Annotated in this window: 19 protein-coding genes and 1 other RNA gene; 11 read left to right on the top strand and 9 right to left on the bottom strand. The window is 61.7% G+C overall.

The features are described from left to right. Window positions 1-2,385, bottom strand: a complete 2,385-nt coding sequence (locus tag QM647_RS01690; protein ID WP_414993732.1) for a putative bifunctional diguanylate cyclase/phosphodiesterase — start codon at window positions 2,383-2,385, stop codon at window positions 1-3. 1 nt (window position 2,386) lies between these two features. Beyond that, on the bottom strand, window positions 2,387-3,019 hold the full coding sequence (locus QM647_RS01685) for a hypothetical protein (RefSeq protein WP_414993731.1): 633 nt from the start codon (window positions 3,017-3,019) through the stop codon (window positions 2,387-2,389). A 141-nt stretch (window positions 3,020-3,160) separates the two neighbouring features. Here QM647_RS01685 and QM647_RS01680 point away from each other — a divergent pair, with 141 nt between their 5' ends. Continuing rightward, window positions 3,161-4,177 carry a threonine aldolase family protein gene (locus tag QM647_RS01680; RefSeq protein WP_414993730.1) on the top strand — a complete coding sequence of 339 codons (1,017 nt, stop codon included), beginning with the start codon at window positions 3,161-3,163 and terminating at the stop codon, window positions 4,175-4,177. Then, window positions 4,177-4,650, top strand: coding sequence for a Cys-tRNA(Pro) deacylase (gene ybaK, locus QM647_RS01675; protein ID WP_414993729.1), 474 nt, complete (start codon window positions 4,177-4,179; stop codon window positions 4,648-4,650). The genes QM647_RS01680 and ybaK overlap by 1 nt, the downstream gene beginning before the upstream one ends. On the opposite strand, the gene QM647_RS01670 is transcribed toward ybaK, so the two are convergent. The 4 genes from QM647_RS01670 to QM647_RS01655 form a co-directional block, all read right to left on the bottom strand. Next, window positions 4,651-5,352, bottom strand: a complete 702-nt coding sequence (locus tag QM647_RS01670) for a pseudouridine synthase (RefSeq protein WP_414993728.1) — start codon at window positions 5,350-5,352, stop codon at window positions 4,651-4,653. Then, window positions 5,349-6,374, bottom strand: coding sequence for a class I SAM-dependent methyltransferase (locus tag QM647_RS01665; protein ID WP_414993727.1), 1,026 nt, complete (start codon window positions 6,372-6,374; stop codon window positions 5,349-5,351). Before QM647_RS01665 ends, QM647_RS01670 begins: the two co-directional genes overlap by 4 nt. Window positions 6,375-6,416: 42 nt before the next feature. After that, on the bottom strand, window positions 6,417-6,917 hold the full coding sequence (locus QM647_RS01660) for a hypothetical protein (RefSeq protein WP_414993726.1): 501 nt from the start codon (window positions 6,915-6,917) through the stop codon (window positions 6,417-6,419). 104 nt (window positions 6,918-7,021) lie between these two features. Then, entirely contained in the window at window positions 7,022-8,650 is a 1,629-nt protein-coding gene (locus tag QM647_RS01655) for a glycoside hydrolase family 13 protein (RefSeq protein ID WP_414993725.1), read from the bottom strand. A gap of 75 nt (window positions 8,651-8,725) precedes the next feature. Between QM647_RS01655 and ffs the strand changes: the two genes are divergently transcribed. From ffs to recR, 4 genes are all read left to right on the top strand, one after another. Next, an RNA gene (ffs, locus tag QM647_RS01650) (signal recognition particle sRNA small type) lies at window positions 8,726-8,819 on the top strand. Between the two features lie 183 nt (window positions 8,820-9,002). Continuing rightward, window positions 9,003-10,820, top strand: coding sequence for a DNA polymerase III subunit gamma/tau (locus QM647_RS01645; protein WP_414993724.1), 1,818 nt, complete (start codon window positions 9,003-9,005; stop codon window positions 10,818-10,820). Then, a complete protein-coding gene (locus QM647_RS01640; protein ID WP_414994552.1) occupies window positions 10,817-11,149 on the top strand; it encodes a YbaB/EbfC family nucleoid-associated protein in 333 nt (110 codons plus the stop codon). Before QM647_RS01645 ends, QM647_RS01640 begins: the two co-directional genes overlap by 4 nt. A gap of 126 nt (window positions 11,150-11,275) precedes the next feature. Continuing rightward, window positions 11,276-11,878, top strand: a complete 603-nt coding sequence (gene recR, locus QM647_RS01635) for a recombination mediator RecR (RefSeq protein WP_414994551.1) — start codon at window positions 11,276-11,278, stop codon at window positions 11,876-11,878. Here the strand turns inward: recR and QM647_RS01630 are convergent. Beyond that, window positions 11,875-12,426, bottom strand: a complete 552-nt coding sequence (locus tag QM647_RS01630) for a VUT family protein (RefSeq protein ID WP_414993723.1) — start codon at window positions 12,424-12,426, stop codon at window positions 11,875-11,877. The genes recR and QM647_RS01630 overlap by 4 nt on opposite strands. Window positions 12,427-12,525: 99 nt before the next feature. On the opposite strand from QM647_RS01630, the gene rmuC reads away from it, so the two are divergent. The 4 genes from rmuC (at window position 12,526) to truA (ending at window position 16,165) form a co-directional block, all read left to right on the top strand. After that, window positions 12,526-13,830, top strand: a complete 1,305-nt coding sequence (gene rmuC, locus QM647_RS01625) for a DNA recombination protein RmuC (RefSeq protein ID WP_414993722.1) — start codon at window positions 12,526-12,528, stop codon at window positions 13,828-13,830. Between the two features lie 24 nt (window positions 13,831-13,854). Then, the gene (gene def, locus QM647_RS01620) at window positions 13,855-14,388 is read left to right on the top strand and encodes a peptide deformylase (protein ID WP_414993721.1); all 534 of its coding nucleotides are present in this window, start codon (window positions 13,855-13,857) and stop codon (window positions 14,386-14,388) included. Between the two features lie 65 nt (window positions 14,389-14,453). After that, entirely contained in the window at window positions 14,454-15,383 is a 930-nt protein-coding gene (gene fmt / locus QM647_RS01615) for a methionyl-tRNA formyltransferase (RefSeq protein WP_414993720.1), read from the top strand. After that, entirely contained in the window at window positions 15,383-16,165 is a 783-nt protein-coding gene (gene truA / locus QM647_RS01610; RefSeq protein ID WP_414993719.1) for a tRNA pseudouridine(38-40) synthase TruA, read from the top strand. Before fmt ends, truA begins: the two co-directional genes overlap by 1 nt. On the opposite strand, the gene dapE is transcribed toward truA, so the two are convergent. Next, the gene (dapE, locus tag QM647_RS01605) at window positions 16,114-17,286 is read right to left on the bottom strand and encodes a succinyl-diaminopimelate desuccinylase (RefSeq protein ID WP_414993718.1); all 1,173 of its coding nucleotides are present in this window, start codon (window positions 17,284-17,286) and stop codon (window positions 16,114-16,116) included. The two genes, truA and dapE, sit on opposite strands and share 52 nt — an antisense overlap. Window positions 17,287-17,370: 84 nt before the next feature. Here dapE and QM647_RS01600 point away from each other — a divergent pair, with 84 nt between their 5' ends. After that, window positions 17,371-18,651 (top strand): MFS transporter, encoded by a 1,281-nt coding sequence (locus QM647_RS01600; protein ID WP_414993717.1) that lies wholly within the window; start codon window positions 17,371-17,373, stop codon window positions 18,649-18,651. Window positions 18,652-18,785: 134 nt separating this feature from the next. On the opposite strand, the gene QM647_RS01595 is transcribed toward QM647_RS01600, so the two are convergent. Next, window positions 18,786-20,252 (bottom strand): M23 family metallopeptidase, encoded by a 1,467-nt coding sequence (locus QM647_RS01595; protein ID WP_414993716.1) that lies wholly within the window; start codon window positions 20,250-20,252, stop codon window positions 18,786-18,788. Window positions 20,253-20,714 lie beyond the last annotated feature (462 nt).

Genomic DNA, 20,714 nt, shown 5'->3' with positions numbered 1-20,714 from the left:
TCATACGGCCTTCTTGTTGCGGTAGGTCGGCATTTTCGCCTTGGGTGCGGACATGCCGTTGAAATCGTTCATGAACAGGATCAGGTCGCCGAAGGGCATGGGCTTGGCGATGCCGTAGCCCTGCGCGATGTCGCAGCCCATGGACTGCAGCAAGGTGAAGGCGGCGGCGGTTTCCACGCCTTCGGCCGTGACCTTCATCCCCAGGCCATGGGCCAGGTCGATGGTTGAGCGCACCAGCAGGGCATCGCGCTGGCCGCTTTCGATCTCCATGATGAAGGAGCGGTCGATCTTCAGTTCGTGCGCCGGTATCTGCTTGAGATAGGCCAAGGATGACAGGCCGGTGCCGAAATCATCGATCGAGATTTCCAGGCCGCGACCTACGAAGGTGTTGATGGCGGCAAGCCCGATGGTCGGGTCTTCAATGACGGCGGTTTCGGTGATTTCCAGGCAGATCTGCCCCACGGCTTCGTCGCAGATGGCCAGGGCGCGGGCATTGTAGGCTTCGTCGGACAGCAGGCGGCCGGAATAGTTGATGCTGATGTCGATGTCGAAACCGGCGGATTTCAGGCGGCCCTGGTCGGCGATGCAGGTCTGCAGCACCTGGGTGGTCAGGTCGCGGATGGCGCCGGTCTCTTCGGCGATCTGGACAAAGCGTTGCGGAGACACGTAGCCGCGCTCGGGATGGTTCCAGCGCACCAGGGCTTCGACCGCCGTGATGCGGTTTTCGCGATAGCTGAACTTGGGTTGGTACCAGACCTGCATGGCCCGGTTCTGCAGGGCGGCATGCAGCTGGTCGGTCAGCAGCAGGGTGTCGGCCAGTTCGGAATAGATGCGCGGATCGAACAGGGCCATCTTCAGCTTGCCGACGCGGGCCTGGTCCAGTGCGATCAAGGCGCGTTCGATCATTTCGTCAGGGGTGAGACGGGCATTGGCCACATGATAGACGCCAAGTGAAACCAGGACGTCGAGGCCCTGATCGTCGGTCACCTTGATACGCTTGTCGAGACGGGCGATGATGGCGCGGGCCAGGGGCAGGGCCTGGTCTACATCACAAGGGCTCAGGCACAGGCCGAGTGTATCGGCCGATAGACGGGCGATGAAGGCCTTTGAGAACAGGCGGATCAGGATGTCCTGCAGGCGGCCCGTCAGGGTATGGGCATAGGCCACGCCCCAGACCGCGCGGATATGGGCGTAGCGATCTATGCCGATGCAGATGATCACAATACCCTTGTCATTTCCCTTTTCATGGGCCGCTTCGCGCGCCTCGGCGATATGGTCTTCGAAGGCGGAACGGTTTGGCAGGTCGGTGGCGATGTCGGTCTTGGCCAACCGGGTGATATCGCGTTCGCGCTCCTCGATGGAGACGGCCATGTCGTTGAAGGCCGTGGCCAGGTCGGCCATCTCGTCATGGGTGGTGATGCGGACCAGGCCTGGCTTGCCGTCACGCAGGGCGAAGGCGGCGTCCTTGAGCGCCAGGATCGGGCGGGTCAGATTGCGCGCCAGATACAGGCTGGCCGCCACGACAGCGGCAAGCCCGAAGAGGCCGATGGCCAGCAGGACGGTCAGCAGGGATTGATAGGCGTGCAGGGCGGCGCTCAGAGGATAGCTGAGCAGGAGCACGCTTCTCTGCTGGCTGTCGATATTGGGCAGGGAGGTGGCCACCGCGATCATGGTGCCATGGCTGGAATTGATCAGGCTGGCGGATTTGGACTGCAGGCTCTGGTCGATGAAGAAGCTCAGGGAAGAGGGCTTGTAATCGCCGGTCAGTTCGTCCGGTCCCAGCCACAGTCCGCCGCGTGTCTGGGTCAGGATGCTGGCCTTGATAGGGATGGAGGCCAGGCCCTGCAGGCTGCGCATTTCCCCCGCGTCGAGCTGCTGGGCGAAAACGACCCAGCCCAGGCGATCCGGCGCCATGACCGGCGCGGCGACGGCCTGGTAGGGGTGGCTGTCGACCGAGATGATGCCGTTAAGCGCGTTGAATTCATTACGCGAAGCCAGGGCGGCGGCCAGGTTCTGGCCCAGATTGCCGCGGTCGCCGGCCAGGGGTTGTCCGTCGGCGCCGATCACCAGACCGGTCTGGATGTTGAGGCGCGTCTGCAAGTTTTCAAAGGCGGAATCCACCGTGGCGTTGTCATGCGTCGCCAGGGCCGAGCGGAAGCCGAAGTCGCGTGACAGCAGAACGGCATTGGTCTGGAGCGAATCCGATTTCAGTGTCCAGATACGGTTGAACACGCTGGCCGAGGCCTGAAGCTCTTTCTGGACGGAAGCGCGGGCATAGGAAACGATCGCCATATACGAGGCGAAGGCGATCAGCAGCAGGGCCAGGGCGAACAGCCCGCCGAACATGACGGCCAACCGGGTGCTGAGACGTTTGAAAACGGTCATGTCAGTATTGGCCCGCCGCCGGCGCCAGCTCGCGCACCTTCAGGCTGAAGCTCTGGGCCATCGACGCCCCCGTGATTGTCAGGGGGCGAGAGACCTGATGCTCCGGGGCATCGAGTGTCGGTTGCCAGACGGCCAGGGTTCCCGCGCCATCGGGCACAGTCAGGCTGACGCGGCCGGACGCATCGGTCGTGGCATAAAAGGGTGTGTTGACGACGCGGATGTAGGCACTCATCGAATCGTGGATATTGCAGCCCAGGGCTACCGTGCCCGGATGCGGAAAGCTCATGGTTCGGCTCTTGCCCTTGCCATATAAAGGAAACTGGAACGGCTGCGCCGGCGAGAACGAGTAGACGTGGTGGTTGACGCGATCCTCGTTCGGGAAGGCCACGGTGGCGCCGACTGGGACGGCCAGAACAAACGGCGCGAACTGTATGTTTTTCTGCGCCATAACAAAGGCCTTGTTTTTTTCCGTTGCCGGAATGGTCGTGCCGGTGGCCGGAGTCCAGGTCACGACCGCGAAAGGCACAGGGGCGCCGCCGCTGTTGCGCACATCAACCGTCAGGGCAGCCGCATGGGCGGCGGGCCCGATCAGCGTTGCCGCAATCCCTCCCAAGGCAAAAAAAACAGACTTCATGTGCCCGAAATATCACGACAAATATAAAAGTCGGTTAAGCGCGAAAAAACGAGGCACAGGCGTTAAAAAGCACATCGACGGCTTCTCACGCGGGAAATGCGGTCATATAGGAGGGGTTTCAGGCTTTTTACGAGACTCCAAATGGCTGATTTTGCCAGTGACAATACCGCTCCCGTCCATCCGAAGGTGCTGCAGGCGCTGATCGACGCCAATAGCGGCAATGTGCCGGCCTATGGCAATGATCCGCTGACCGAAAAACTGCAGGAAACGGTGCGCATGGTGTTTGGCGTGTCTGAGGCGCGCGCCTTTCCGGTATTCAACGGCTCGGCCTGCAATGGGCTGGCCCTGGCGCGTATGATCCGCCCCTATGAATCGATCCTGTGCCACCGTCAGGCGCATATTAATAACGACGAGTGCGGCCTGCCGGAATTCTTTACCGGCGGCAAGATTGTCGGGCTCGAAGGTAACCACGCTAAGCTGACGGTCGCCAGCATTGGCGACCTGATCGAGACCACGCTCGGCCATGCCCCCCATACCTCGCGCCCGAAGGTGATCAGCCTGACGCAATCGACCGAGCTCGGCACCGTTTACTCGCTTGAAGAACTGAAGGCCCTGACTGGCTTTGCCCGCACCCATGGGCTTTATGTCCATATGGACGGCGCGCGTCTGGCCAATGCGGTGGCCTCGCTCGGCTGCACACCGGCGGAGGTGGTGGCGGGCGTCGATATCCTGTCCTTCGGCGGCACCAAGAACGGCGCCATGCTGGCCGAGGCGGCCATCATCCTGAACCCGTCCCTGATCGAGGATTTCGCCTATGTCCACAAGCGTGGCGGGCAGCTACCCTCCAAGGCGCGCTATGTCTCGGCGCAATTGCAGGCCCTGCTGGAAAACGGCCTGTGGCTCGATCTCGGCCGTCATGCCAACCGCCAGGCGCAGGCCCTGCGTGCAGGCCTGATCGATCGCGCGGGCGTTGGCCTGCTGCATCCGGTGGAGGCCAACGAGCTGTTCGTTACCCTGCCGAAAGTCATGGCCGACCGGCTGTTCGCCAAGGGCCATCGTTTCTACAACTGGCCCGCCGAGGGATCGGACGCCTATCGCCTGGTGACCAGTTTCGCGACCTCGGACGACGACGTAAATACATTCCTGGCTGACTGCTGATGTCGAAAACCACACCCGGCACACTGATGCTCGGCAAGCTCGGCATCGCCTTCGACCTGCATCCGTATGACTACGATCCGGATGCGCCGCGCGTCGGGCTCCAGGCGGCGGAAGCGCTCGGCATCGATGCCGCCCAGACCTTCAAGACCCTGATGGCCGAGGTGGATGGCAAGGCGGTGTGCGTCGTTGTGCCCTCCGATTGCGAGGTCAGCATGAAGAAGATGGCGGCCTGCTTCGGTGGCAAGTCCGGTCAGATGATGAAGGTGCCGGATGCCGAACGCCTGACCGGCTACAAGGTGGGCGGCATCTCGCCCTTCGGCCAGCGCAAGGCGACGCCAACGGCGATCGACGAGACAGCGCAGCTGTTCGACACGGTCTATATTAATGCCGGCCAGCGCGGGCTTTTGCTGAGTATTTCGCCTGATGCGGCGGCGCAGGTCCTGAAAGCGCCCTTTGCCGATCTGACGGCCTGATCAGCCGTTCAGCAGGCTTTGCGCTTCGTCGGCGGTGAGCAGGCGCCATTTGCCTGATGGCAGATTACCGAGCGTCAGATTACCCATCTGGGCGCGGTGAAGGGTCTCGACATGGTTGCCGACGGCGGCGAACATGCGCCGCACCTGATGATAGCGACCTTCATAGAGCGTCAGGCGCGCGGTCTTTTCGCCGGTGACTTCGAGAAAGGCGGGTTTCAGCGCGTCCTTTTCACTTTCCAGGACAAGCGTGCCGGCAGCGAAAACCTCGCCATAGTGCGGCTCCAGCGGCCGGGCGCAGGTCACTTCGTAGATCTTGGCGACATGGTTCTTCGGCGAGATGATCTTGTGCAGGTAGTCGCCGTCATCGGTGAACAGCAGCAGGCCGGACGTATCGGAATCGAGCCGGCCGATGGTCGAAAGCACCGGCTTGCGTTCGGCAAAGCGTGACGGCAGCAGTTCGTAGACCAGATTGCCGCGGTCCTTGAGCGAACAGACATAGCCGGTCGGCTTGTTGAGCATCAGCACCATGCCGAAATCAGGATCGAGCGGGCGGCCTTTGTAGCGGATATCGCCATGGGGCGGGGCGCCATCCTCATCAAGCCGTTCGCCGGCCGCATCGGTGATCGCGCCCATGCGGATCAGCTTTTGCATCTCCTTGCGCGAGCCGTAGCCGAGATTGGCCAGACGCTTGATCAGCTTCATTTGGTCTTGCCTTTGGGACCTACCGCCTTAAACACCTTGTAGAAATTGTTCTGCGCTACCAGATTGACGTGCTTGAAACTGGCTTCCAGCGTTTCTTCGTAGGGCAGATGGCGGTTGGCGACGATCCACAACTGGCCGCCGGAGGTAAGCGACCTGGCCGCCGAGGTGATGAAGGCCTTGCCGACATCGTGGCGATCGGCGCGATCGGTGACATGGAAGGGCGGGTTGCTGATTATGGCGTCATAGGTATCGGGCAGGGCCTTTGTGGCGTCGAGCCAGTGCACGGTGGCGCGATCCCCGTGTTTTGCCAGATTGAGCCGGGCCATCTCTACGGCGCGGCCCTCGGCCTCGATGGCGTCCAGACGGGTGAGACCGGGATTTTTCGTCAGTACGGCATCGCTGAGATACCCGAAACCGGCGCCGAGATCGGCCACCTTGCCCTTGAGCGCGGGCAAATGATCGGCCAGCAGTTTCGAGCCGGCGTCGATATGGTCCCAGGCGAAGAGGCCGGGGCGGCTGGTGAAACCGCTATCGATTTCGCGCGGGGCATCGAGCTGCGTCCATTCGGCCAGCAAAGCCTGATCGATCCGCCCATCGACGGTGGCCCAGAAGACGCGGCACTTGTTTTTCGACTGGCTGGAGATATTGCCAGTCAGGGCCTTCAGGTCGTTTTCGACCGTCTTGGCGCCTTCATTATTGGAAACCGCCGCCATGACGATGCCGCCTGGTGTCGTCTCGCTCACGGCGCGGGCGAGCAGGGCGCGGTATTCTTCACGCTGGCGCGGCGGCAGGACGAGGGTCAGTCCGGCGGGCGCGGCGTCCTCGCGCATCCGGAAACCGGCGCGGATCAGGGCGTCGTAAGCCGGTTTGAAGCTCTGTTCACAGAGGAGTTTGTCGCGCGACACCTCATCGAGCGCATCGCCGGTGCGGGCGCGCAGGAACAGGGCTGGGCCTGTGGCCGGCCAGTCAATGAGGCCGTCTTCAAGCGGCAGGAACAGGGTGTCTAAAACGGGATCGGTCATGGGGCATGGGCTATTGCACAGCCGGCACCATATGCCAAGCCGTCATGCGGCCCGGCTGTTCAGCCAGCCAATGGCATTGATTGTCTTTTCGAGCTTCTTCCCGGTCTTGACGAGGGGAATGTCGATCAGATCGGCGACGCGGACATAGAGTTCCTGATAGACCTGCTCGAAGGCTGCCCGCCGCGCCGAACTGTCCGTGACTGCCAAGGGATCGGTGATGTCCCAGTGCGCCATTAGCGGCCGGCCGGGCAGGGTGACGGGGCAGATCTCGCCCTCGGCCGTATCGCTGAGATTGATCACGATATCGATAGTCGGTGCGCCCGGACGGCTGAAGACGTTCCAGTGCTTGACGCGCACGCCCTGGACCGTTTCCAGATGGCGGGCCAGTACCGACAGGGCTTCTGGGCAGGGTGTCGGCTGCGGTTCGTCACCGGCGGCAAAGGCGCGGTAGTCCGGGCTGGCGAAGGCATTGAGTATGCCCTTGGCCACCATGGCGCGGCCGGCATTGTAGCTGCACAGGAAGAGGACATTGCGTGGTGGCATTTTAGTATCTCTAGGCATTCCCTGAGCCCCCGGCCGGTAATACAACCTATCGCCCGAATCTTAACAGCGTCTCAGAAGATATGACTAACTGCCGGTAAAACCTGTCAGCCTGGCCGGTAAATGCGTGCCTCCCAGGCGCGAAGGTCCGTTGATGTGGAGTCATAGTTTCCAAGCCGGACGGGCGTCTCCGGCAGTGCGAATGCCGCTGGCTGGCTGGAAAAATTCAGCACGACCAGAAAGGCGCTTTCTCCCAATGTGCGTCTGTAGGCGAAGATCTGTGGATGATCGGGCGCGATGTCTTCATAATCGCCATAGACCAATGCCGGCTCGGCATGGCGCAGGGCGATCAGACGGGCATAGTGGTCGTAAATGGCGCGACCGCTTTCCGCATTGATCGCGCCATGGTTTGGATTAAGCGCGAACCAGGGCGTACCGGTGGTGAAGCCGCCCTCAGGAGTCCAGGGTAGCGGCATCCGGGCATGGTCGCGGCTGACCCGGTTCTGGTTGGCGAAGAAGGCTTCAGTGCTCCATTGGCCGCTCACGACCTCCTCTTCCCAGGCGTTTTTCGTCCACAGATCGTTGAATTGTGCGATGTCGGTGAATTTCCGGTTGGTCAGGCCCATCTCGTCGCCCTGATAGATAAAGGGCGTGCCCTTCATGGTCAGAGTCAGCGTAGCCAGCAGCATGGCGGATTTTTCGCGCCATTGTGGACTGTCATCGCCAAAGCGCGAAACGATGCGCGGATTATCATGGTTGCTCAGGAAAAAGGTTGGCCAGCAGTGGCGATCCAGTGCTTTGTCCTGCCGTGTGAATACGGCCTTGAATTCCGGCAAGGTCCATGGCTTCCAGCGTCCATCCGGCCCGCGATCGACCTCAACGGCGGCGAACTGGAAGATCATGTTCAGTTCCTGACGACGCTCATCGATCAGTTTCGGCGTATCCTCCAGCGTCACGCCGAAAGCTTCACCGACCGTCATCACATCATATTGCGAGAGCACCTCCCGGTTCATTTCATGCAGATAGTCATGCACCTTCGGGCCGTTGGCATAGACATATTGCGGTTTGGCGCGCAGATCATCCGGCAGATTGGGGAAGGCCTTATCCTTCGAAATAAAGGGAATAACATCCATGCGGAAACCATCGACGCCCTTGTCGAGCCAGAAGCGCATGAGATCGTAAACCCCTTCGCGCACCGCCGGATTATCCCAGTTCAGGTCCGGCTGTTTCGGGTCGAACAGGTGCAGATACCAGTCGCCGCTGGCATCTTTCGTCCAGGCCGGGCCGCCGAATATCGAAGTCCAGTCGTTGGGTTTATGGTCGCTCCAGATATAGTAGTCGCGCTTCGGGTTATCGCGTGAGGTCCGGCTTTCGACAAACCACTGGTGCTCGTCCGAGGTGTGATTGACCACCAGATCGATGATGAGCTTCATGCCGGCCGCCTTGATCGCCGCCAGCAGGTCGTCGAAATCCTGCATGGTGCCGAACTCAGCCCCGACCTTGCGGTAATCACGAATATCGTAGCCATTGTCGGCATTGGGGCTGTCGAAATGCGGCGACAGCCAGATGACATCGACGCCCAGGCCCTTGATATGGTCGAGCTTTTCAATGATGCCGCGCAGATCGCCGATACCGTCGCCATTGCTGTCATAAAACGAGCGCGGATAGACCTGATAGACCACGGCCGCCTTCCACCAGCGTTTCGCATAGCCGTTTGGTGTCACGTCATCAGTCATGGCAGGCTCCCTGTTGTGTCAGTCTGGCCGCAAAAATCGCCTCTTGCAATGACGGATAAAAATACGCATATAGGCCGCGAGACGGCTGGGCGGAGGCCTCGCCAATCTGGTCAGGGCCGGAAGGCAGCAGCCACAACGAATTCACCTTCGGGTCAGTCGTCTCACCCGCGCTCTGCGCGGGTGATTTAGCTCAGGCGCCGCATGGCTTACGCGCAAACGTGCGCGACGGGCAGTCGCCCTTGCCTCAATCGCCGGATGGCTAGAAGATATCCTTACATTACCGAACAATTGCGCCTGTTGAAGAATCGCGCATTGTGATGACGCCTGTGCAAAAAGCCACTATATAGAATTCATGTCCGAACATCCCGACCTCGACGATCCCTTTGCCGCCACGGAAATCGATCTTCCGGAGCGCGACGATAATACGGACGACATGTTCGGTGGCGCGCCCGTGCCGGCGCCGATCGCAACCGCCAAGCCGATCGAGAAATCCGAGGCCTATACCGTTCTGGCGCGTAAATACCGCCCGCGCACTTTCGAGGACCTGATCGGCCAGGAGGCCATGGTCCGCACCCTGACCAATGCCTTCCACGCTAACCGCATCGCCCACGCCTTCATGCTGACCGGTGTCCGCGGCGTCGGTAAGACCACGACCGCCCGCCTGCTGGCCCGCGCACTCAACTATGAAAGCGACACGGTTCACCAGCCCAGCGTCGATCTGTCGGTTATGGGCGTCCACTGCCAGGCCATCATCGAGGGCCGCCATATTGACGTACTCGAACTCGACGCCGCCTCGCGCACGGGTGTCGATGCCATGCGCGATCTGCTCGAATCCGTGCGCTATGCCCCGGTCGAGGCGCGTTACAAGGTCTACGTCATCGACGAAGTCCACATGCTCTCCACTGGCGCCTTCAACGCCCTGCTGAAAACGCTGGAAGAGCCACCGCCCCACGCCAAGTTCATCTTCGCCACGACCGAAATCCGCAAGGTGCCGGTCACCATCCTGTCGCGCTGCCAGCGTTTCGACCTGCGCCGCGTCGAGCCGGAGACGCTGACGCCGCATCTGGAAAAAATCTGTACGCTGGAAAACGTCAAGATCGAGCCGGACGCCATCGCCCTGATCGCCCGCGCCGCCGAAGGTTCGGTGCGGGATTCGCTCTCGCTGCTCGATCAGGCCCTGGTGCAGGGCGAACCCGGCGAAACCGTCGGCGCCGAGGTGGTGCGCGACATGCTGGGCCTGGCCGATCGTTCGGCGACTCTGGGTCTTTTCGAAAACATCATCTCCGGTCAGATGAGCGAGGCCCTGCTGGCCTTCCGCACGCTTTATGGTTTTGGCGCCGATCCGTCACAGATCATGGGCGACCTGCTGGAATATGCTCACGCCACATCGGTCGCCAAGATTTTGGGCGCCGAGGCCACGCGCCTGCCCAAGGGGCCGGCCATGCGCGTGACGGCACTGGGCTCGCAGCTCTCCGCCGGTACGCTCAGCCGCCTGTGGACCCTGATGCTCAAGGCCTTCGAGGAACTGCGCCGCGCACCGGATGCCTGCGCCGCCTTCGAAATGGCGCTGGTGCGGATGTGCTATGCCGCCGACCTGCCGGGGCCGGAATTGCTGATGAAGCGCCTGCAAAGCGGCGAGCCCTTGTTGCCGAACGGGCCGGGGGGTGGCTTACCAATTGGCGGCGGTGGCGGCGGTGCGACCGCCATCCAGATGCGGCCGCAGGTTCAGGCTGTACCCAATCCGCAGACCTTTACCGAGGTGCTGAAGCTGATTTCCGACAAGCGCGATATCGGCCTGCGTACCGATGTCGAGCAGTTTGTCCGCCTGATCAATTTCAAACCGGGCGCCATCACCTTCGAACTGGCGCCGCGGGCGCCGGGCGATCTGGTGCGCCGCCTCTCCCTGAAGCTGCGCGAATGGACCGGTCAGCGCTGGCTGATCGCCACCGAAGGCTCCGGCGGCGCGGAATCGATCATGGAGCGCGACCGCCGCGAAGTGGCCGCCGCCAAGGCGCAGCTCAAGGCGCATCCGTTCGTGACCAGCGTCCTCGATACCTTCCCCGGCGCGGAGATCACCGCCCTGCGCGCCCGACCCAAACCCGTGGTGACCGAGACGGAACCGGCGGTTCCGGTCGATGAGCGTCCCGACGAAGATAAGGAAAACGACTGATGGATTTTGCCGCCATGATGAAGCAGGCGCAACTGGTGCAGCAAAAGCTGCATGAGGCGCAGGCGAAGATGAGCGAAAGCACGGTAGCCGGCACGGCTGGCGCTGGTCTCGTGAAAATGGAACTGAAGGGTTCCGGCGACATGTCGGCCCTGACCATCGACGAAAGCCTGATGACACCGGGCGATGGCGAGGTGCTGGCCGATCTGATCCGCGCCGCCCACGCCGATGCGCGCCGCAAGCTCGATGAACTGAATTCGCAGGTCATGGCCGAAGCCGCCAAGGATCTGGGCCCGGGCGGCGGCCTGCCCAACCTGCCGAAATTCTTCTGATTTGATGAATAAAGCGCTCCTCCTGCCTTATACCTCCCCATCTTCGATGGAGAGGGGGACCGCGCCGCTCTTGCGGCGTGGTGGTGGGGTGTCTTGCTTTCCTTCTTTCCAACTGGCCTTCGCCTGATGGCCGCCGGCGCCGGACCCGAAATCGAACGCCTGATGGCCCTGCTGTCCAAGCTGCCGGGGCTCGGCCCGCGTTCGGCCCGCCGTGCGGCCCTAGCCCTGATGAAGCGCCGCGACCAGTTGCTGCTGCCTCTGACCGCCGCCATGCAGGACGCCGCCGACAAGGTGCAGGCCTGCCGTATCTGCGGGCGGCTGTCGACGCAAAACCCGTGCCCGACCTGCGCCGATCCGATGCGCGACCAGACCATGATCTGCGTGGTGGAGGAAGACAGCGCCCTCTGGGCCATGGAGCGCGTCGGCGCCTTTACCGGCACCTATCATGTCCTGGGCGGCCTGCTGTCGGCGCTCGATGGCATCCGCCCGGAAGATCTGCGGCTGGATAGCCTGGTTGAGCGGGTGCGGGCCGGGCGGGTGCGCGAGATCATCATGGCCCTGCCGGCGACGGTGGAGGGCCAGACCACGGCGTACTATATTGCCGACCGTCTGAAATCATTCGATAATCAGGTGGAAATCACCTTTCTGGCGCGCGGTGTGCCGGTCGGTGGCGAACTCGACTGGCTGGACGACAACACCATCGCCCACGCTTTTAAAAGCCGGCGCTAGGTCGCCGCCAAAGCCGCTTTGCGTTCGCGGTTTTTCATCAGCAGATACACGATCACGCAGCCGACCAGCTTGCTGAGGATCGACGCGCCGATCGCCCAGATATTGAAAATGCCGGGCACGGCCGTTGCCGCCATCATGTAGAAGACCGTCGTGTCGATCGGTGAGCCGATGGCCGCTGAAATAAAGACGCGCTTTGAGAGCGGCAGTTTCAGGAAGGTGAAAAGCGCCCAGTCCACCGACTCGCTGATGCCGAAGGCGACAGCGCTGGCCAGGGCGATTTCCGCCGGCGCCATCTGGAACGATATCGCCAGCCCAATGATCAGCGGAATGAAGATCCAGTGGCCAATTTCGCGCTGGGCGAAGTCGCGCACCACCAGCACCAGGCCGGTGACGATGGCCAGAGGCGTCCATTCGCCGTGATCGGGCAGGGGAATGGTCGGCACGGCCGCATAGGCCCAGTTGATGAACGGGATCAGGAACAGATAGAGATAGGTCCAGGGCGCGCGGCCGGTGAACGCCTTCTTTGCGGCCGCTTTGGCGGAGATCATTTATATTCCTTTGGCATCTGTGCCCCTTCCATTCAGTGCGCCAACCTTAGCAGCGAAATAGAACTTGCCAAGTTGCTTTCCGGATGTTAGGAACATAGCATGAACATGTCAATGCTGAGCCTGCTGATCGTTTTGGTTGTCGCCGCGGTTTTTGCCGGCGCGTGGTTTCTGTCGCTGGCCGAAGCAAAGCGTTTGCGCGCGCGCAACGAAGACCTGGCGGACCGCCTGACCGATGTGACGGCGGAGCTATCGGCCGCCAAGGAACGGGCGCGCAATCTTGAAGATGCGAAAGCCGCCATGAGCGAGCAATTTCAGCTGGTATCGCATCAGGCCATGCAGGCGTCGTCGGACCAGTTGCTTAAACGCGCCGAGGAATCCTTCGTGGCCCGCGAAAAGCTGGCGATGGAACGGATGAATTCCAGTCTCAAGCCGGTTGCCGAGCATCTGACGCGCTTCGAGGCCCAGGTGAAGGCCATGGAGGAGGCGCGCGCCGGTGAGACCGGTGGATTGAAACAGCAGATTTCCGACCTGTTGCAGGCCTCCCATGCCACGCGTGAGGTCACGCAGAAACTGGCGGGAGCTTTGCGCCGCGGCGCCGGGGTGCAGGGCAAGTGGGGCGAAGAAGTCCTGCGCAATGTGTTGCAGGCGGCTGGTCTTTCGGCGCGTTTCGATTTTGTCGAGCAGCATAGCCTCGATGGCGAGGGCGGACGCCTGCGCCCGGATGTGGTGGTGCGCCTGCCGGGGGAAAAGTCGAACGGCATTTTCGTTATCGATTCCAAGGTCAACCTGACGGACTATCTCCAGGCCGCCGAAGCCGCGGACGAAGGGGCACGTGAACTTCATATGCGCGCCCATGCCCAGGCCATGCGCAATCATGTGCGCGATCTGTCGGCCAAGGCCTATTGGGACCAGTTCCGTGATCAGGTCTCGCCCGATTTTGTCGCCATGTTCATTCCGGGCGATGGCCTGCTGTCGACGGCGCTGGAATATGCACCGGACCTGATGACGGAAGCGATGGACCGCAAGGTGATTATCGTCACCCCGACCACGCTTTTCGCTTTGTGCAAGGCCGTGGCCTATGGCTGGCGGGTCGAGGACCAGATGAAGAACGCTACCCAGATCGCCGATCTGGGCCGCGAACTCTATAAGCGCCTGTCCGTCATGGGCGGCCATGTCTCGGATGTCGGCACGGCGCTCGGCCGCGCGGTCGATAAGTACAATGCCTTTGTCGGCTCGCTCGATAGCCAGGTCCTGACCCAGGCGAAGAAGTTCGAGGACCTCCAGGTGGAACACCAGGGCAAGCCGGTGCCGGAGCTGCCGCCGGTCGAAGGTCAGCCGCGCGCCTCTAACAAGTTGAAACTATTGGAATCGACTGAGGCAGACACCGCAAAACTTGATTTTTGAACCGTCTGAGATTACATCACGCTCATGGCCATACGTGAAATCATTACTGTTCCGAACCCGCTGCTGAAGCAGATATCCAAGCCCGTCGACAAGGTAGATGACGCCCTGCGCGCCCTGATGGATGACATGCTGGAAACCATGTACGATGCGCCCGGCATCGGCCTGGCGGCTATCCAGATCGGCGAGCCCGTTCGGGTCATCGTCATGGATTTGCAGGAAAAGCCGGAAGGCGCCGCCGAAGATGCCGAGGGCGTCAAGAACCCGCGCTATTTCGTCAATCCGGAGATCATCTGGAAATCGGAAGATACCCTGCCTTATGAAGAAGGGTGCCTGAGCATTCCGGAAATCTATGACGAGGTACAGCGTCCGGCGCACGTCAAGATCCGCTACCTGAACTATCAGGGCGAACAGGTCGAGGAAGAGGCCAAGGGCCTTTATGCCGTCTGCATCCAGCACGAGATGGACCATCTCGAAGGCGTATTGTTTATCGACCACCTCTCCAAGCTGAAGCGTGACCGCGCCGTCACCAAGGTCAAGAAGCTGCGCAAGGCGGCATAAGGCTTGCCCCCAAAGTCAATTGAGATTAGACCTCGCCGCATCTGATTGTGGCGAGGTTTTTCTTTATGCGTCTGGCTTTCATGGGCACGCCCGAATTCGCGGTTAAGGCGCTGGCCGAACTGGTGGCCAGCGGCCATGAGATCGTCTGCGTCTATTCCCAGCCGCCGGCGCCGAAAGGTCGGGGGCAGGTGTTGAGTCCTTCGCCGGTCCACAGTTTCGCACAAAGCCTCGGTATCGAGGTCCGCACGCCGAAATCGATGAAGGCGCCGGACGCCATCGCCGATTTCCAGGCGCTGGATATCGAGGCCTGCATCGTGGTCGCCTATGGCCAGATACTGAAAAAGGAAGTGCTCGATCACCCGCCGCTGGGCTGCTTCAATCTGCATGCGTCCTTGCTGCCGCGCTGGCGCGGGGCCGCGCCGATCCAGCGCGCCATCATGGCCGGTGATACCCACACGGGCGTCGAGGTTATGCGGATGAGCGAAGGTCTGGACGAGGGCGCGATTATCCTGACGGGTCGTGAGGAAATCACGGCCGAAGACACGGCCCAGACCCTGCACGACAAACTGGCGGCGCTCGGCGCTTCACTGTTGCCTGTAGCCCTGGCCGCCATCGAGCGCGGCGGCGCGGCGGGCCAGGAACAGGTCGGCGAACCCACCTATGCCAAAAAAATCACCTCCGAAGAAGCGCGCATCGACTGGGACCGTCCGGCGCGCGATCTCGATTTCCATATCCGCGGCCTGTCGCCCTTCCCCGGTGCCTGGTGCATTCTCCAGACGCCGAAGGGCGAACAGCGTCTGAAGATATTGATGTCGCGCCTGACCGATGAAATCTCCGGCGAAACACCCGGCACGCGTCTGCTAGGTGGCTTGAAAATCGCTACCGGCGAAGGCGTGATCGAATTGCTGCGTGTGCAGCGTGAGGGCAAGGCCGCGCAGGATGCGGCGGATTTCCTCAATGGCGCGGCGCTTGAGCCGGGTGATATCCTGCTCTGATGCCGCGGTATAAGCTTCTCGTCGAATATGATGGCCGGCCCTTCAATGGCTTTCAGGCGCAGGGCGATCAGCCCAGCGTCCAGTCGGCGCTGGAAGAGGCCATTTTCAAATTCAGCGGGCAATCCTTGCGTCTGACCGTGGCCGGTCGCACCGATACCGGTGTCCACGCCACCGGCCAGGTGGTCACCTTCGATCTGGAAAAGGATTTCCCGGCCAAGGTGGTGCGTGACGCCATGAATGCCTACCTGATGCCGCAGCCGGTCTCGGTACTGGCATCGGAAAAATGTGACGATGACTTTTCCGCCCGCTTTTCCGCCACCGGCCGAATGTATCTCTATCGCATTCTCAATCGCGAAGCGCCGCCGGCGATCGATCAGGGCCGCGTCTGGCACGTTAAGAAAGCGATCGATGTCGAAGCCATGGCGCAGGCCGCCGAGGCCCTGATTGGCCACCACGATTTCACCACCTTCCGCTTTATCGGTTGTCAGGCGAAATCACCGATGCGCACACTCGATATCGCGCGGGTGAAGCGGATCGGCGAAGAGATTCATTGCGTCTTCGCGGCGCGCTCCTTCCTGCATCGCCAAGTGCGCTCCATGGTCGGCACCCTGGTCGATATCGGCGTCGGCCGCTACCCGGTAAGCTATATGGCGGAGGCTTTGGCGGCTGCTGACCGCACGGTCTGCGGGCAGGTGGCGCCGGCGCACGGTCTCTACCTGACGCACGTAACCTATGAAGCCGAGCCGAACTTCGAGAAATACGCCTCGATCAAGGCCGAATAGGCATCCGTCAGGGCTTCGAGGTCTGCCACCGAAACGCATTCGTTGATCTGGTGCATGGTCTGGCCGACAAGGCCGAACTCAACCACTGGGCAAAGATCGCGGATAAAGCGGGCATCCGAGGTGCCACCGGTCGTCGAACGATCGGTTTCCAGCCCCAGCCTGTCCTTGATCACATCGGCGATCAGGTCGACAAACGGCCCGGCCTCGGTCAGGAAGGCCTCGCCGGAAATAGTAGTCTGCACATCAATCCTTGCGCCTGTCCGTTCGGCGTGCTCGGCCGCCAGCGCCTCGAACCAGGCCTTCAGCTCACGCCCTTTGTGCGTCGGATTGAAACGGATATTGACGCGGGCGCGGGCCTCCTGCGGGATGATGTTGGAGGTGGCGTTGCCGGTATCGATGGTGGTGATTTCGAGATTTGAGGGCTGAAAGTCGGCATAGCCGTTATCGAGCACGCGGCCTTTCAGGGCGCTGAGCAGATCGACCAGCACAGGCAGCGGATTGAGCGCGCGCTGCGGATAGGCGACATGGCCCTGCTTGCCGCTGACCGTGAAGGTGGCATTGACAGACCCACGCCGGCCCACCTTGATCATATCGCCCAGTTGCGCCGAGGAGGATGGCTCCCCGACGATGCAGTGGTCGATCACTTCGCCGCGCTCTTTCAGCCACTGCACCACGCGTACCGTGCCGTCGGTGGCCACGCCTTCCTCATCGCCGGTGATCAGGAAAGACAGGGAACCAGCCTGATCGGCATGGCGTGACACAGCGGCAATCCACGCGGCGATCCCGCCCTTCATATCGACCGCACCACGACCGATCACCGCACCGTCATGGATCTCGGCGCCAAAAGGATCGTAGCGCCACAGATTACGCGTGCCCACGGGCACCACATCGGTATGGCCGGCAAAGCAGAGATTGGGCGAGGCGCTACCACGCCGGGCATAGAGATTCTCGATCTCACCGAATTTCAGCCGCGTGCAGGCAAAGCCCAGGTTTTCCAGCACTTGCTGCACGGTATCCATGGCGCCGGCATCGGCCGGGGTCACCGAAGGCCGTGTAATAAGCGCTTGTGTTAAGTGAACCGGATCGAGGTTTCCGGCCGGGTTTTTTGTTGTGCTGGCCATGGCCAATGCTCTAAGACCCTTTCAACTCCGGGGGAAGACTCAAAATCTGGGTCGACCGTTTGTTTTTGTCCAAGGTACCCTGACGTGAATACGCCTGCCACTGGCGCGCCCGAAGGCGGCGCGGCTGAATTTGATCCTGACGATAACCGTCATCCGCTGCAGATCCCCAATTTCCGGCTGCTCTGGCTGGCGCGCATGGCGGCTGTGCTGGGCGGTACAGCGCAGGGAGCGGCCATTGCCTGGGAAGTCTATACCCTGGCCCGCCGGCATAGTGACGTCAATGAATCGGCCTTCTATCTCGGCATGTTCGGTTTGTCGCAGTTCATTGCCCTGTTTTGCCTGACCATTCCGGCGGGGATTATCGTCGATCGCGTGGCGCGCAAGAACGTCATGTTCGTGGTCCTCCTGCTGCAATCAATCCTGTCGCTGGTTTTCTGCGCCTATTCCCTGCTGCCGGACGCGCCGATCTGGGGATTGTTCGTGCTGGGGTTTATCCAGGGCGCCTTGCGGGCCTTTATCGCACCGGCCACCTCGGCGCTCGGACCGATGCTGGTGCCGCGCCAGGCCTTGCCCAAGGCCATCGCCATGAACTCGATGTCGATGCAGGTCGGCTCCATCGTCGGACCGGCGCTCGGTGGCGTCCTGATCGCGATTTCGACACAGGCGGCCTATGTCGTCTGCACGGTCATGCTGGTGCTCGCCACGGGCCTGATCTTCGCCATAAAGGCCGATACCCGACCGGCCGCACCGACCGGTTCAAAAACGGAAATGGTGAAGGAAGGCGCGGATTTCATCTGGAAATCCAAGCTTCTGCTGGGCGCCATGTCTCTGGATCTCGCGGCCGTGCTGCTGGGCGGCGCCACGGCATTGATCCCGGTCTTTTCACGCGACGTGCTGCATGTCTCGCCCTTCTATTTCGGGCTTCTGCAGGCGGCAACGCCGGCAGGCGCCATCCTGATGTCCATGTCGCTGTCTCAGTTTCCGATCCGCCGTAATGCCGGGCCGTGGATGTACAGTTGTGTGGCGATTTTTGGCGTAGCGACCATCGTCTTCGGCCTGTCGCGCAATGTCTGGCTGTCGATCCTGGCCCTGGTGGTTCTGGGCGCGGCCGATATGGTCAGTGTGTTCGTGCGCCAGACCCTGGTGCAGATCGTGACGCCGGACCATATGCGCGGGCGCGTGTCCTCGGCGTCCTTCCTGTTTATCGGCGCGTCCAACCAACTGGGTGAATTTGAAAGCGGCACTGTGGCGCGTTTTATAGGCCCTGTGGGTGCGGCGCTTTTCGGCGGCATCGGTTCCCTGCTGGTAACCCTGATCTGGATCAAGCTGTTCCCGGTGCTCTGGAAAGCCGACCGCCTCGAATAGGGAAAACGTCCATTCTTGGCCGATTGCGTCGCAGTCGTCGCTCGCGGGTATGCAGTATACCCGCGTCGCTAGCCAGCTAGCACTCGACTCAAGACTGAACGTTTTCCAGACCGGTGCCAGACCGGTGACTGAGGTTACCGCGTGCCGCGCGTGGTGGTGATGGCCGAACGCAGGGCGCCGGTGCGCAAGGGCGTCGGCTCGGTCTGGGCCAGGGCCTGCGGCTGGGCGTTGTCGCTATCCATCTCGAAACGGAAGCCGTCATTCGCCGGGCCCGAATTATTGGCCAGGGCGCCGGTCGGGCTGGCCTCGGCCTGGGCGATCATGGTGTCGATCTCGTGCTTGCGGGCGCGGAAGGCCACCAGATCACTGCCCACCAGCGTATTGGACTGCGGTACCTTGGCGCCCTTGGGGTCGACCGGATGATGGTTCTGCCAGACCTCGAAGTGCAGGTGCGGGCCGGTCGAACGGCCGGTGGTGCCGACATAGCCGATCACCTGGCCCTGGGTGACGTGCTGGCCGGGACGCACGGCGATGGCAGACATGTGGCCGTAGCCGGTTTCCCATTCCTTGTTATGGCTGATGCGCACCCAACGGCCGTAACCGCCCCACCACTTGGCGTCCATAACCGTACCGTCGCCGGCGGCCAGGATCGGCGTGCCGGTGGGGGCAGCAAAATCGATGCCGGTGTGCATCTTCATGAAGCCCATGATCGGATGGAAGCGCATGCCGAAGCCGGACGAGGTGCGCGCGCCATAGATCGGGGTTGCCAGAAGGAACCCTTTGATATTTTTGCCGTTTTCGTCGTAATAATCGATCGCGTCGCTACCCTTGGGCTGGTACGAATAGAAGCGGTCGACACCGCCCTTGGCCTCGATCTCGGCATAGAGCAGGTTGCCAGCCTCGACCGTGCGGCCGCTTTCGGTGACCTTGCGGTCGAAGACCAGTTTGAAGGTGTCACCGGACTGGATATCGCGTTCGAAATCGAGCTTGTGGGCGAACAGCTTGACCACCTGGGCGGTCAGGGTCGGGGTGGCGCCCATGGTGGCGGCGGAGGTGAACAGCGACCCGCTGATCGTGCCGATGGCCACGCGGCGTTCGTCGTGCACGGCCTCTTCTAGGGCGCGCAGGCGCATCTGGCCGTCGCGCGAGGTTGTGAGGGTCAGCTGGCGCGCCGGGCCGGTGCGCACGGTCAGGCCCAGCAGCCGTGCCGCGCCTTCGCCGCCTGACGGGCGGGCAATGGCGGCTTCCAGCGTCATGCCGGCCTTGAGGGTGGTGATATTGAAGGATTTCGACAGCAGGCTGACGGCAGCGCGCGATTCATCCGGCGCTACGCCGAGGCGGGTGATGGCGTTGTCGAGGGTTTCGCCTGAGCGCAGGGCCACGGGTACATCGACCGGCTGTTCATAGCCGGGGCGGGCGGCGGCTTCGGCAAAGGCCTGGGTTTCCAACGCCATGGCGGCGGCCGGGTCCATCGGCTGGATGTCGGTGCCCATGGGCTGGACGAACTTCCACAGCAGGGTGCCGACCGTCAGGGCCGTCGCCACGGCGAAGACCATGGGCGTCAGTCTGACAGGTTGTCTGCGAGGGTCGAGTTGGGCCATGGGTACGCGAATTCGTCCTGTTAAGCAGCGGGGTGCCGGTCCGGAAAGGGGGGAAAGCGGCAGTCTCAGTAGGCTTTGTCGGAACCCGCAATGGCGGTTCAGACGGCAGGTCAAGACTCGTGAAGGCGGCACAATGCCCTGAGTCTCCAGATAGTGGAAGGCTCTGCTTACGCCAAAACAAGGCGAAAATAAGGCTGTTTTGCCCCGGAGGAACCGCCCCACCGGCGAAGGGAATTAGCTTGTTATCCTTAAAATCCTGCTTAAAAGAGATTAACGGGGTCTTAACGCGTTAACCTTTTATGACGATCAGGCATGGCTGATTACCGATAAGCGGTTCAGAATCCGTGAAAAATTCCATTTTAGTATACCGCAATGGCCGTCGCGGGGATTTTTGACCGAATTTCGACGAAAACCCGTCATAGGGTTAAAAAAGAATTCGACTATATCCACACTTTTTAAGAG

The sequence above is a fragment of the Asticcacaulis sp. genome (assembly GCF_047605585.1).
GTDB lineage: Bacteria > Pseudomonadota > Alphaproteobacteria > Caulobacterales > Caulobacteraceae > Asticcacaulis.
The sequence above is the reverse complement of the archived record's forward strand: the minus strand, read 5'-3'. Positions and strand labels throughout refer to the sequence as shown.